The sequence below is a fragment of the Lysinibacillus sphaericus genome (genome assembly GCF_005217585.1).
Lineage (GTDB): Bacteria > Bacillota > Bacilli > Bacillales_A > Planococcaceae > Lysinibacillus > Lysinibacillus sphaericus.
The window spans coordinates 750,087-762,856 of the sequence record NZ_SZPT01000001.1 but is presented as its reverse complement, the minus strand read 5'-3'; the positions used below and the strand labels follow the sequence as shown (position 1 = coordinate 762,856).

At 37.2% G+C, this 12,770-nt stretch carries 13 protein-coding genes and 1 pseudogene; 3 read left to right on the top strand and 11 right to left on the bottom strand.

The window, feature by feature from the left end:
• Positions 1 to 114 precede the first annotated feature (114 nt).
• Positions 115 to 360, bottom strand: a complete 246-nt coding sequence (locus FC748_RS03775) for a YkuS family protein (RefSeq protein WP_024361120.1) — start codon at positions 358 to 360, stop codon at positions 115 to 117.
• A gap of 197 nt (positions 361 to 557) precedes the next feature.
• Here FC748_RS03775 and FC748_RS03770 point away from each other — a divergent pair, with 197 nt between their 5' ends.
• Positions 558 to 1,106, top strand: coding sequence for a GNAT family N-acetyltransferase (locus FC748_RS03770; protein ID WP_108030050.1), 549 nt, complete (start codon positions 558 to 560; stop codon positions 1,104 to 1,106).
• 40 nt (positions 1,107 to 1,146) lie between these two features.
• On the opposite strand, the gene FC748_RS03765 is transcribed toward FC748_RS03770, so the two are convergent.
• The 4 genes from FC748_RS03765 to FC748_RS03750 form a co-directional block, all read right to left on the bottom strand.
• Positions 1,147 to 2,379 carry a DNA polymerase IV gene (locus FC748_RS03765; RefSeq protein ID WP_024361122.1) on the bottom strand — a complete coding sequence of 411 codons (1,233 nt, stop codon included), beginning with the start codon at positions 2,377 to 2,379 and terminating at the stop codon, positions 1,147 to 1,149.
• 207 nt (positions 2,380 to 2,586) lie between these two features.
• Positions 2,587 to 3,774, bottom strand: a complete 1,188-nt coding sequence (argJ, locus tag FC748_RS03760) for a bifunctional glutamate N-acetyltransferase/amino-acid acetyltransferase ArgJ (protein ID WP_051147695.1) — start codon at positions 3,772 to 3,774, stop codon at positions 2,587 to 2,589.
• Positions 3,775 to 3,797: 23 nt separating this feature from the next.
• Positions 3,798 to 4,262: an N-acetyltransferase gene (locus tag FC748_RS03755; protein WP_025219897.1), complete on the bottom strand. Its 465-nt coding sequence runs from the start codon at positions 4,260 to 4,262 to the stop codon at positions 3,798 to 3,800.
• Between the two features lie 282 nt (positions 4,263 to 4,544).
• Positions 4,545 to 5,948: an aminotransferase-like domain-containing protein gene (locus tag FC748_RS03750; protein WP_108030049.1), complete on the bottom strand. Its 1,404-nt coding sequence runs from the start codon at positions 5,946 to 5,948 to the stop codon at positions 4,545 to 4,547.
• A gap of 126 nt (positions 5,949 to 6,074) precedes the next feature.
• On the opposite strand from FC748_RS03750, the gene FC748_RS03745 reads away from it, so the two are divergent.
• A complete protein-coding gene (locus tag FC748_RS03745; RefSeq protein ID WP_108030048.1) occupies positions 6,075 to 7,238 on the top strand; it encodes an aminotransferase-like domain-containing protein in 1,164 nt (387 codons plus the stop codon).
• Between the two features lie 51 nt (positions 7,239 to 7,289).
• Here FC748_RS03745 and FC748_RS03740 read toward each other — a convergent pair.
• Positions 7,290 to 7,909, bottom strand: a pseudogene (locus FC748_RS03740) (helix-turn-helix domain-containing protein).
• 56 nt (positions 7,910 to 7,965) lie between these two features.
• Here FC748_RS03740 and FC748_RS03735 point away from each other — a divergent pair.
• Positions 7,966 to 8,562: a LysE family translocator gene (locus FC748_RS03735; RefSeq protein ID WP_024361128.1), complete on the top strand. Its 597-nt coding sequence runs from the start codon at positions 7,966 to 7,968 to the stop codon at positions 8,560 to 8,562.
• 67 nt (positions 8,563 to 8,629) lie between these two features.
• On the opposite strand, the gene FC748_RS22370 is transcribed toward FC748_RS03735, so the two are convergent.
• The 5 genes from FC748_RS22370 to bioD form a co-directional block, all read right to left on the bottom strand.
• Positions 8,630 to 8,752 (bottom strand): hypothetical protein, encoded by a 123-nt coding sequence (locus FC748_RS22370; protein ID WP_255313762.1) that lies wholly within the window; start codon positions 8,750 to 8,752, stop codon positions 8,630 to 8,632.
• Between the two features lie 351 nt (positions 8,753 to 9,103).
• Entirely contained in the window at positions 9,104 to 10,102 is a 999-nt protein-coding gene (gene bioB / locus FC748_RS03730; RefSeq protein ID WP_024361129.1) for a biotin synthase BioB, read from the bottom strand.
• On the bottom strand, positions 10,102 to 10,692 hold the full coding sequence (locus FC748_RS03725; RefSeq protein ID WP_024361130.1) for a biotin transporter BioY: 591 nt from the start codon (positions 10,690 to 10,692) through the stop codon (positions 10,102 to 10,104). Before FC748_RS03725 ends, bioB begins: the two co-directional genes overlap by 1 nt.
• A gap of 4 nt (positions 10,693 to 10,696) precedes the next feature.
• Positions 10,697 to 12,064, bottom strand: a complete 1,368-nt coding sequence (gene bioA, locus FC748_RS03720; RefSeq protein WP_108030046.1) for an adenosylmethionine--8-amino-7-oxononanoate transaminase — start codon at positions 12,062 to 12,064, stop codon at positions 10,697 to 10,699.
• Positions 12,045 to 12,749: a dethiobiotin synthase gene (gene bioD / locus FC748_RS03715; RefSeq protein ID WP_024361132.1), complete on the bottom strand. Its 705-nt coding sequence runs from the start codon at positions 12,747 to 12,749 to the stop codon at positions 12,045 to 12,047. The genes bioA and bioD overlap by 20 nt, the downstream gene beginning before the upstream one ends.
• Positions 12,750 to 12,770: the final 21 nt, after the last annotated feature.

Genomic DNA, 12,770 nt, shown 5'->3' with positions numbered 1-12,770 from the left:
ATAAAGGAAATGATAGGATAAAGATATTGTCAATAGTACCTCACTAGTCCTATACAACATTCAAAAGGTGCCACCTTTGATGTCACGAAGGACTTCAAAAATAGCACCCTTTCTTTAATGGAAATATTGATCTACACGTTGTATTACTTCATCAGCGGAAAGCCCAGCTGCATCGATAATAGGACCTGCCATAATAGGATCACTAATGCCCATGACATCTCTATCTTGTCCTGTAATTACGCAAGCATCACATTTTTTTGCATCTGCTTCATTACGAAGCTGAATCACTTCATACCCTTTTGCTTTTAAAGCATCTTCTACGTTTGATAATGATTGTTCAACACCAATAATTTTAGACATTCTTCTTCCACCTCCTATATGTTAATGTGCCATATAGGTTACCTAATTATTCACTTATTTTATATTTTATTATGTACAAATAACACAGGCTTCAGATAGCTACAAAATCACCTAACAATATACATATAATCCAATTCCACATGATATACTGTAAAAAAGTTTTAAGCTTTAATCACTAACAGGATGGGAGGATAAACATGATCTATAGTAAAACGGCCAAAACAATAGAAACAGAGCGCTTACTGCTTCGTCTGTTTCAGGAATCAGATGCACAAGCAGTCAGCAATTATTGTAATAATTATAATATCTATAAAAACACATTAAATTTACCTTATCCCTATTCATTAGAATGTGCACTCACATGGATCGCAAATCATGAAAAGCATTATGATCTAGATACTATGTATGAATTTGCTATAACAGACAAACAAAGTGGACAGTTATATGGGGCAATCGGTATTTCCAATCATCCACAATATAAAAATGGTGAAATTGCCTATTGGATTGGTGAAGAGCATTGGGGCAATGGCTATGCAACCGAAGCCGCTAAAGCACTAATTGATTTTGTATTTACAGAGAAAAACTATCATCGTGTTTATGCTCGCTATTTTAAATCAAATCCCGCTTCTGGTAAGATTATGGAAAAGTGTGGTATGCGTTATGAAGGTACTTTAAAAGATCATATTTATAAAAATAATACATTTGAAGATATTGTTTTTTACGGAATTATTAACCCAAAAGAATAAAGGGCAAACGAGGTGCTTACGTCATAAAAACGTAAGCACCTTATTTAAGATCATCTAAAAAATCTTTACTAAAGCTCGTCTGTGATTGAAAAGATGATCGTTTTGCAATATCTGCTCCTCGTTTAATGATGCCTTTGCCAAATCGTTCTTCTATCTCATCCACTACCTTTAAAATTGGCTCCTCTTTGATATGCTCTTCAAAATTAAAAAATGTTAATTGCTGTGTCATTTCTTTCATATTGCTGACATTCGAAATGGTTACGCCTAATAATCGGACAGGCTCCTCATTCCAATGTTTTTGAAAAAGGCTCCATGCATGTTCAATAATATCTTCTTTTAAAAAAATAGCATTGTTGACCGATTTACTGCGCGTATAGGTTTTCCAATTAGCTGTACGGATTAAAATACTCACCGTGACGCCAGCAAGTTTTTTAGCATTTAATCGATCCGCTACCTTTTCAGAAAGTGTAGTAATAAGTTTATATAATTCATCTCTATCCGTCGTATCGTGCGAAAGTGTTGTCGAGTTCCCTACACTTTTCGTATCATATATTGCCTCGGGATCAACAGGTCGATCATCCTCACCATTCGCCTTCTGTTTCATACGAACACCATTGATGCCAAATTGTTGCTTTAATAGCCGTTCATCCGCCACAGCTAATTCTCCAATTGTTTGTATACCCAACTTTTTCAACTTCTCGGCTGTGCTTTTCCCAATTCCATGCATTTCTATGACATTCAATGGCCACAGTATAGATGGTACATCACGCTTACGTAATATGGTAATTCCCATCGGCTTTTTCATATCGCTTGCCATTTTCGCTAAAAACTTATTAGGTGCAACACCTATTGAACAAGGCAATTGTAGTTCGTTCCAAATGCGGTCTTGTATGCCTTGTATAAGGTCCATTACATTTTGACCTTCTACCATCGGCAATTGCATATACCCTTCATCAATAGAAACTGGTTGAAGAATTTCACTATATTCTTTCAATAAGCTAAAAAATGCTTTTGAAGCTGCTCGATATCGCTCAAAATTCGGTGGCAGAACAATTAAATCGGCACACTTTCTTCTTGCCTCACCGACATTCATCGTTGTATAAACACCACTTTTTCTAGCTTCATAGCTACATGTAATCACGATACCTCTACGCTCTTTTGGATTACCTGCAATGGCGATTGGTTTTCCTTTTAATGAGGGATCGTAAATTTGTTCCACTGAGGCATAAAAGCAATTCAGGTCAATATGCAAAATAATTCTTCCTTTATGCATTTTCTTTCACCTCATTAATTATTATCTACATACATTTTTAAAAGAAAGAATGTATCGTTTCTGCGTCATGTTAATCCTTCAATTTAAACTTTTTCTATAGTTTATCACATATAAGAACTTTTGTTCCTTTTTTCACCCACTTGCATTTTTTGCGACAAAAAAAGTGCAGGTACTGTACAATGATTGCACAATAGCTGCACTGTTATTTTATGTTGTATAGGAACCATTAATTTTCACATAGTCATAGGACAAATCACAACCCCATACAGTAGCTTCTTCCTTGCCTAATCCGAGAGATACTTTAATCTGGATTTCAGAATTCTCAAGATACTCTTGGATGACAGATAAATCGACGGTATCGATTGGTTTCCCTTGATAAATTAACGTTTCACCAAAATAGATGGAGATGTTTTCAGGATTAAGGTCTACTTCATCTTCACATTTACCAATCGCCATGGCTATACGTCCCCAATTGGCATCTTTTCCAAAAATAGCGGTTTTCACGAGTGGCGAATTCACAATACTTTTAGCCACTTTTTTTGCTTGTGCAAAGCTCGATGACGCATTGACAGTGACTTCAACTAATTTTGTAGCGCCTTCCCCATCACGGGCAATTTCTTTTGCCAAGTCAATGCTCATATTATTTAACGCTTCAGTAAATTGCTTGATATCCACTTTCCCTGCTAATCCATTCGCCATAATGGCTACTGTGTCACTTGTACTCGTATCGGTATCAACACTTACCATGTTAAATGAATGATTCACGGCTTCTTTAAAAATTGTTTGTAAAGTCGCGGCTGGAATTTCAGCATCTGTTACAAAGTAAGATAACATCGTAGCCATATTCGGCTCGATCATGCCAGAACCTTTTGCAATACCAACTAGTGTAGCATTACCGACTTTGCATATTTTACATTTTGGATAAGTATCAGTCGTCATAATTGCTTGTGCTGATTTTTCTAAGCCTCCTTCTACTAACTGTTCTTTAAGATTGATGATTCCATTTTTTATTTTATCCATCGGTAATTGATGCCCAATTACACCAGTTGAAGAAGGTAAAATATTTTCAGGTGCAATTGCTAACTCTTGTGCGACCAAGTTGACAATTTCTTGAACATTACGAATCCCCTCTTCCCCTGTTGCGACGTTCGCATTTTTACTGTTAATGACAAAACATTGTAATTTACCGTTTGCAACATTTTCCTTACCAATGGGGATAGGTGCACCACAAAATTTACTTTGCGTAAACATAGCAGCTGCGTTTGCTACAGTAGATGACATAATAACCGTGAAGTCTAGCGTTTCATCTTTAATACCGAGGTTCTTCACACAAGTATAAAATCCTTTCGGCATCATTGTTTGCAAATCATTTTCTTTTTTCCCTAGTTCTTGCATTGCCTTTTCCTCCTTTTCAACTTTTAGTCTGCAGTTTCCAAATATTTAACCATCGCTACTTCATCGCAATTATTAATTTTTGGGCAATTCACGCAATCCGTCCAAACCTTTTCTGGCAAATCATCTCTTTTGACAATTTGAAATCCCAGTTTTGAAAAAAACTTTACTTGATATGTTAAGGATATTAATCTTTCCACCCCTAATTTGGGACTCTCCTGAATGATATGTTCCACTAACATTCGACCGATTCCTTTTTGTTGGTAATCTGGATCTACGACTAAGGAACGAACCTCTGCTAAATCTTGCCCTAAGACATGTAGCCCTGCTACCCCAACAACCTTAGCATTGTCCTTAACAACATACAAACACTGTAACTGTTGATAAATTGATAATAAGGAACGAGGTAATACAATCTCTTTATCTGCGTAAATTTTGATTAGTTCATAGACAGGTGTAACATCAGCTGTTGTAGCATTATATATTTTCATAGATTTCTCCTTCTTCTAAAAAAATTAATATGTTATAAATATGCACTAAACTGATTTAAAATGCAATTTGTTTTTGTGAAAATTTACAGAATATTTGAAGCGCGGGTAAACCTTTGGGAAGCGCGGGTAAATGTCTCCAATTCGCGGGTAAACTGTGAAAAACCGCGGGTAAATGCCCCTGATTCGCGGGTAAACTTTTGGGAAACCGCGCTGTTACGCTCAACAGTAAAAAAGTGTTAGATTGCATGCAATCTAACACTTCTCCCTTCCACTCATTCACTGTTAATCTACAAACGCGTAGTCACCATCACTTTCAAGCAATTCCTTTAACACCGTTAAAGCTTGCTCAAGCTGTGTGCTATTTTCTGGTGCCGTAATTGCCAACCGTACAGCATTTACTGGTTTGGCATTACCTACTGCAAAACGTTCTGCTGCATAGACTTGGACGCCCGCTTTCGAAGCAAGTAATTCAAACTGCACACCTGTAAATTTTTCTGGTAATAGAAGCCATCTAAAAATACATTCATCATCACCTAAAATATTGTATTCACCTAAATACTGATTCACAAGCGCATTTTGTTGTTTAGCATATAAGCGATGTTTCTCTAATATCGTTTGCGCAACACCATCTTGAATTAGTCTTGCTGTAAGCTCCACCATAACAGGTGATACCGAAATATTGATATTATATAGTGTTTCAATAATTTTCTTTCTTAATGCACTAGGCGTCACAATAAAGGATAACCTTAAACCAGGTGATATCGTTTTGGACACGCTGGCAATATACACTACCTTTTCCGGTGCATAAAAGGCGATTGGCGCTAGTGGTTGCTCCTTCAAAAAGCTATAAATGGCGTCCTCTATCACGATCAATCCTTTTTGCCTTGCCACTTCTGCTATCATTTTTCTTGTTTCCAAAGACATTGTATGGGTTGTAGGGTTATGAAAATCTGGAATCACATAAAGACCTTTAATATGTTCATTTTTACAAGCATACAATAGTCCTTCTTTTGTCATCTCTCCATTTTTTTGCTGAATGGCAACTAGTTGAATACCAAGCATATTGGCTGCCGTTTTGATTCCTGCATATGTAATAGGATCTGTTCCAATACGATCTCCTGGATGAAATAAAGCGGCTAATGTGCCGACAATTGCATTTTGACCTCCTGCACCAAGCAATATTGGTTGATCCGTTTGAAATCCAACCTTTTCTAAAAGTTTTGCTGCTGCTTCAGTTTGCCATGCATTCCCTTCTGGTCGACCATATTGAAATAACTTGCTGACATTAGAATCATTCAGCATTTTCTTCATATAACGTGTTATTTCTTCATTTGCATACGCATCTGGTAAGACCGAACCTAACTCGATTAAATGACCAGCATTACTTGTCGGTAATAAAATTTTATTTGCCGCTACATCAGAAGAAACAAATGTACCACTCCCAATGGAGGCATAAATTAGTCCCTTTTGTCCGCACAGCTTAAACGCTCGTGTAATTGTACTTAAATTGACATCTAAAAAATCAGCCAGTTCTCGTTGTGGTGGCAACTTAGTCCCTGGCAATAAAACGCCTTCCTTAATATCCTGCTCTAACTGCTCTGCAATTGCGATATAGATTGGCGCAGAAATATTGCTTATATTGGGCTTCCAGCTCATTGGGTATTCATCAAATGAGTTAAACGGCATGTTTTAACCCCTTTCTTTTGGCTTTGCATACAATATATAATTGTCTTGCATACAATCATAATATTGTATGCAAATGATTACAATGCTATAATTTTTAAAAAATCAGAAAAAGGGACCGATAAAATTATGCAATATTCTGAAAGAATCTTAAACACACCATCTTCATTCATCCGTAATATTTTAAAAGTAACGGATGCCGAGGATGTCATTTCCTTTGCAGGTGGGCTACCAAACCCCATCTCTTTCCCAATCGATGCATTAAAAGCATCTGTTGACCATGCGATTCGTGAAAATGGCAGTCGATTATTCCAATATTCATCTACACAAGGCTATGCACCTTTACGTGAATACATCGCAGCTAAGTACAAACGTGTTCATGGGTTAGATATTAGTGCAGATGATATATTGATTACAACTGGTTCACAGCAAGCGCTTGAACTGATTGGTAAAGTACTTATTAATAAAGGGGATGGCATTGTCATTGAGGAACCAGGCTATTTAGGCGCGATTCAAGCCTTCACATTAAGTGAGCCTAATTTCTATGGTGTAACCCTTGAAAACGATGGCCTTAATTTAGAAGAATTAGAGAATGCGTTACAGCAGCCAAACGTAAAATTCATCTATACAGTACCTAACTTCCAAAATCCAACCGGTCTTACGTATTCAAAGGAAAAACGTCAACAAATATATGACATTATTGCTAAATACAACGTAGCATTAATTGAAGATGATCCATATGGAGAACTACGCTTCCAAGGTGAACCACTTCCTTATATCGGTGCCGGAAAACTCGAAAATAGTATTTTACTAGGTTCTTTCTCTAAAACAGTTACACCAGGTATGCGCCTTGGCTTTATTATTACGAAAAACAAAGTGTTAATGAAACATATTGAAACAGCAAAGCAAGCAACTGACCTACACACAAACATTTTCTCACAATATGTGATTTATGATTACTTAGCAAATAATGATTATACAGAACACGTAAAAAAAATCATTGCTTTATATAAAAATCAATCTGATGCAATGCTAGATGCGATGCAGGAATTCTTCCCTGCACATGTTGAATACACTCGTCCAGATGGTGGGATGTTTATTTGGGCGACAATGAATAACGGTGTCGCAGCATTGGACGTCTTTAATAAAGCAATGGAACAAAAGGTCGCTTTCGTTCCTGGCGATCCCTTCTATACGTCAAAAACAGGTGTAAACACGATGCGTCTGAACTATACAAATGCAACACCTGACATTATTCGTGAAGGCATTAAACGTTTAGGCAGCATTTTATAATGCAATAAAAAAAAATCGGATGAGCGCTATCCATAAGCGCACATCCGATTTTTATCTTTCATTCGGATAATAGATGGTCATGCCTAGCTTCGTTAATGTATCACCTGCATTACGATAGTCATGCGGTCTGTCAGCTTTAAATCGAATGGAATCACCACTTTTTAAAGTGTAGGTACAGTCATTGACACAAATCATTAGTTCCCCTGCAAAAACAGTAATAAATTCCTCTGTGCCTTCTTTATGACCCTCTGCGCTTAAGTGACCACCTTGATCAATCTCTATTGTATAGATTTCAAAACGACTATCTTCTTGAAATGGAAAATTTGGATACACTCTATATTTTCCATTATCTTCTGACAATACTGGTATATCCTTTTTCAGCACGACTTCTGTTTCCGACTGCGGCTGATGGATAAGAGTTGTAAAGGATACCTTTAAACCAGTTGCAATTTTCCAGATAGTTGTAAGCGTCGGACTAGACTCGCCTCTTTCAATTTGTCCAATCATCGTTTTACTAACGCCACATAGCTGAGACACTTTTTCTAAACTAAGTTTCTCTTTTTCGCGAATAGCTTTTAAATTCCTTGCAAAAATTAAATGAATTTCCTCCAATACAAGCACCCCTTAAAAAATTGTACAATATAACGACCTTTATGTATAATAAAAAACAGGGCGTTATATAGTTTATTTCGGACGATATAACGCACAAAAAATGAGGAGGTCTAAAATGCCTTACATATCCTTTTTAGTATTCGTTATCATTACAAGCTTTACACCCGGGCCGAACAACATTATGGCAATGGCCTATGCCAACCAATATGGATTAAAAAAAACGATGCAGTTTTGTCTCGGTGTGGGCATTGGCTTCTTTACAATAACCGCTTTAAGTAGTTTTTTTAATTTTGCTGTTAGTCAAATTATGCCCATTATTACATTTCCACTAACGATTTTAGGGGTAGGCTATATGTTGTATTTAGCTTTTAAAATTGCGACAACCAAAGACCACGTAGATTCGAATCCTAACCATCTAGAGGAGCATAAACGAAACCTTTTACTACTTGGAGCCTTTCTACAGTTCGTCAATCCAAAAGGAATTTTGTTTGGCATTACGGTCGTTGCGACCTATATTTTGCCGTATTACACTTCCTATATGAGTTACATTTTATTTGCATTATTTTTAGGGTTTGTCGGGATTATAAGTACATTTAGCTGGGCTCTATTTGGCTCTACCTTTCGAAAAGTACTTTTACAGTATCAACAACCATTCAATATTTTCATGGCAATTTTATTAGTTTACAGTGCTTTCTCCATACTTTTTCATTAACAAAACCCCTCATTGTACGTTATATTGTACAATGAGGGGTTATTTTTAGATTTAAATCGACCAAGTATTATTTTGTATATGTTAATACGGCATTTTTCTTAAATTTTGCTAATGCGGCTGTTGCCTCATTTTTGTTTGTATATTCAAAAATACGCACATTTTTTTTCTCAAAAACTGTAATAACCCACATCTTAACCTCTCCCTTACCTATTATTTTTGTAATATAACAATCACCTAACATGTGATACAAAGAACAAACTGTCTTATAACAACTCTTGCTAATTTTCATTTTACGCTCTTTTTTAAAAAAATAAAGCTTTATGTGAAGCCCTTCACAAACTGTTCAATTTCAAAACGCTTTCATTGAACATTTTGTGAAAACCATCATTTTATAGGTATATTATCGGAACCATTTATTTACCTTTCTCCTTCTCTTTTATCGACCAAAAAACCGTCTGTGCGCCTTTTCCACGACGCTCACACGATTTTGAGGTAATCATATTGTGTAGTAGTAGATTTTATTTCATAATGATTGGTTGAATTAAGAACAAAATGCTTCTTCTTGCTTTTGTGTCAGCTCGATTTCAAAGCCCAAATCTTCAAGCATACGATAATCGCTATTGGCTTCTTGTCCTTCAGTAGTTAAGTAATCCCCAACAAAAATACTATTTGCTGCATACAGTCCAAATGGCTGAAGGAATCCTAAATTGACTTCGCGACCACCGGAAATTCTAATTTCCTTCGAAGGATTCATGTAGCGGAATAACGCTAATACTTTTAAGCAATAGCGAGGATTTAAGTCCTGTGTTCCTTCAAGTTTCGTTCCATCAATTGCATGTAAGAAGTTAACTGGAATTGAATCCGCGTCCAACTGATGCAATGCGCGTGCAATTTCCACGACATCCATTTTCGTTTCTTTCATCCCTATAATGGCTCCAGAACATGGGGAAATACCATGTTTCTTTACAACCTCAACGGTATTAACACGATCCTCATATGTGTGCGTCGTCGTAATATAGGAATGGTGACGCTCTGATGTATTTAAGTTATGATTGTAGCGATCAACACCCGCTTCTTTTAATTGTTGTGCTTGTTCTTCTTTTAGTAAACCTAAGCAAGCGCAAACTTTTAAGCCATATTTTGCTTTAATTTCTTCAACGGCTTCACTCACTACATTGACATCTTTACGAGTCGGCCCACGTCCGCTTGCGACGATGCAATACGTACCAATTTTATTTTCAAACGCACGCTTTGCCCCCGCTAATATTTCTTCTTTTGTAATGAACGGATATTTCTCAATAGGAGCGGTCGATTTAGATGACTGCGAGCAATAGCCACAATCCTCTGGGCAATAGCCACTTTTAGCATTCATAATCATATTTAACTTTACTTTTTTACCGTAATAGTGCTTACGAATGGCAAATGCGCCGTCCATTAGCTTTAAAATATCATCATCATCACTATTTAAAATGGCAAGTGCCTCATCATCGCTAATTACCTTGCCTGCAATCACTTCATCTGCTAATTGTAACCAATTCACTAAACATTCTCCTTTTCAATTTGCACAAGTTTTATAGCTCTAGCGGAACGGAATACTTTGTATAGACGTTCAGCTAAAAGGGCAGAAGCAATTGCTAAGCAAAAGTCTGCAACAATACTATTGACAAAGCCTACTAAAAATACATGAGACCAACTTGATTTCATGTTTAACCATACATTTAATGCTACATATAAATAAGGTACTGCGACTGCATAAATAATGATAAGCCCTATAATATTGGCAACAATGAAATGCTTTTTCGTTGGTGATTCTACTCGATCAATCATATAGCCGATTACTAATGCAGCAAGAGCAAATCCTATTAAGTAACCAAAAGTCGGCTGCAATACATATGTAATGCCTCCACCTTGTGTAAAAACTGGCAAGCCAACTAAACCTATTCCTATGTAAACTAGCTGACTTTGAAATCCATTGCGACCACCGAGTAAGCAGCCCGCTAAAAAGACAAAGACAATTTGTAATGTAAACGGCACGAGTGGTAATGGAATTTTAATGAAGGCACCAACTGCTGTTAATGCAGCAAACATCGCAATCATCACAAGTGATAACGTTGACTGTTGTTTCAACATGCCCTCATCCCTCCCGCTCTTCAAAAAATTGAACAATTGTATCTTTTGTTGTTTGAATCATAAATTGCATTTCATCGTCCGTTATAATGTATGGTGGCATGAAATACAAAACATTCCCAAGTGGACGAATCAGTAACCCTTTTGCTAAAGCCCTTTTGTATATTTGATAGCCGATGCGCTCCTCACTCGGTAATGGCTCTTTGGTATCGCGATTCGCCACAAGTTCAATCGCCCCGACAAACCCAACTTGCCGATATTCACCAACAAAAGGTAAATCACTAAAAGCCTCCAAGGCTAGCTTTCGCATGCGTTCACTTTTGTCTTGCACAACGTCTATATACTGTTCTTCTTCAAATATCGCCAATACCTCTAGAGCAACACGGCAGGCAAGTGTATTCCCTGTGTAACTATGTGAATGTAAAAACGCCTTCATCGTGGCGTAATCATCATAAAATGCCTGATATACTTCATTCGTCGTCATTACGACAGACAATGGTAAGTACCCACCTGTTAAACCTTTTGATAAACACATAAAATCCGGAGAGATATTAGCCTGCTCACAGGCAAAAAGTGTACCTGTGCGCCCAAAACCTACAGCAATTTCGTCTGCAATTAGATGCACATCATATTGCGTACATAATTCACGTAAACGTCGCAAATAAATAGCTGGATACATTTTCATCCCTGCTGCCGCTTGAATGAGTGGCTCAATAATAACCGCCGTAATTTCCTTATGATGCTTGCGCAACTGATCCTCTACAAAACTAATACATTGGGCATGGCAACTATCCGGATGATGCTTAAATGGGCAACGGAAACAATCTGGGCCTTGTGCTCGTACCGTATCCAATAACAGTGGTTGATACACTTCGTTATAAAGATCTACGCCACCGACGGATAAAGCACCTAATGTTTCACCATGGTAGGCATCCGTTAATGCCAAAAAGCGTTTTTTTTGCGTTTTTCCCGTTTGCATATGATATTGAAAACTCATTTTTAAAGCGACTTCTATAGCAGATGAACCATTATCTGCAAAAAATACTTTTTGTAAACTTTGTGGTGTTAAAGCTACTAATTTTTGTGCGAGTTTAATCGCTGGCTCATGTGAAAAATTCGCAAAAATTGTATGCTCCAACGTAAATGCTTGTTCACTTAATGCTTGGCTAATACGTGGATTGGCATGTCCAAATAAATTGACCCACCATGAAGATACCGCATCAAGATAGCGTTGATTCTGTTCATCATACAGCCATACACCTTCGCCTTTTTTTATAACGATTGGTGGAAAAGCCTCATAATCTTTCATTTGTGAGCAAGGATGCCAGACATGTTGTAAATCTTTTTCTTGTAGCTCAGTTAATACTTGTTTCACGTCTAATCAGCCTTTCAAACAATGATGTGCCCGTAATTGCATACTCATTAATGTCCGACAGCTCTTCCAGCTTTGGTATCGTCATATAGGGCAATGTATAATACTGTAAAATCGTTTGGATATTGTCTTGCTCCATCCTGCTCCCCATATCACCGTTAAATACAAGACCAAGCACTTCAATTTTCCGTGTAGTCAATGCCTCTAACGTTAAGAGCGTATGGTTAATTGTTCCTAGTGCTGTTCGTGTAACCACGACAACGGGTAGTTTACTTTCAACAATGACATCCAACAATGTCGTTTCGCCACATGCATCTAATGGCACAAAGAGCCCACCCGCTCCTTCACAAATAACAACATCCCATGTTTGCTGTAAAAGTTGCATTTGCTTTAATAACTGCTGTGTGTCAATTTGCTGCCCCTCCAGTTGAGCCGCAAAATGTGGCGATGCAGCCTCTTTAAATGAATAGCCATTTAAATTCTCTCTGTCTAGCAATTGCAAGGAATATTTTTCATACATCGCTGTGTCGAAGTAATAGGCTTGTTCACCATCATACACTTCACCAGTTTGGACTGGTTTATAAGGCGTTACACGTACGCCCTGTTTTTGCAAATTACGCATTAATAATGTGGTGACAAATGTTTTTCCAACATCTGTATCTGTTCCAACAACCCAAAAGTGTTGCAACTGTACCTCCCCCTCTTTTAG

What these genes read in the sequence shown, in the direction of transcription:
- FC748_RS03745 (WP_108030048.1), top strand. Translation starts at nt 6,075, where the DNA reads ATGCAATATTCTGAAAGAATCTTAAACACACCATCTTCATTCATCCGT.
- FC748_RS03755 (WP_025219897.1), bottom strand. Translation starts at nt 4,262, where the DNA reads ATGAAAATATATAATGCTACAACAGCTGATGTTACACCTGTCTATGAA.
- FC748_RS03765 (WP_024361122.1), bottom strand. Translation starts at nt 2,379, where the DNA reads ATGCATAAAGGAAGAATTATTTTGCATATTGACCTGAATTGCTTTTAT.
- FC748_RS03775 (WP_024361120.1), bottom strand. Translation starts at nt 360, where the DNA reads ATGTCTAAAATTATTGGTGTTGAACAATCATTATCAAACGTAGAAGAT.
- FC748_RS03770 (WP_108030050.1), top strand. Translation starts at nt 558, where the DNA reads ATGATCTATAGTAAAACGGCCAAAACAATAGAAACAGAGCGCTTACTG.
- FC748_RS03750 (WP_108030049.1), bottom strand. Translation starts at nt 5,948, where the DNA reads ATGCCGTTTAACTCATTTGATGAATACCCAATGAGCTGGAAGCCCAAT.
- FC748_RS03735 (WP_024361128.1), top strand. Translation starts at nt 7,966, where the DNA reads ATGCCTTACATATCCTTTTTAGTATTCGTTATCATTACAAGCTTTACA.
- argJ (WP_051147695.1), bottom strand. Translation starts at nt 3,774, where the DNA reads ATGCAAGAACTAGGGAAAAAAGAAAATGATTTGCAAACAATGATGCCG.
- FC748_RS22370 (WP_255313762.1), bottom strand. Translation starts at nt 8,752, where the DNA reads ATGTGGGTTATTACAGTTTTTGAGAAAAAAAATGTGCGTATTTTTGAA.
- FC748_RS03725 (WP_024361130.1), bottom strand. Translation starts at nt 10,692, where the DNA reads ATGTTGAAACAACAGTCAACGTTATCACTTGTGATGATTGCGATGTTT.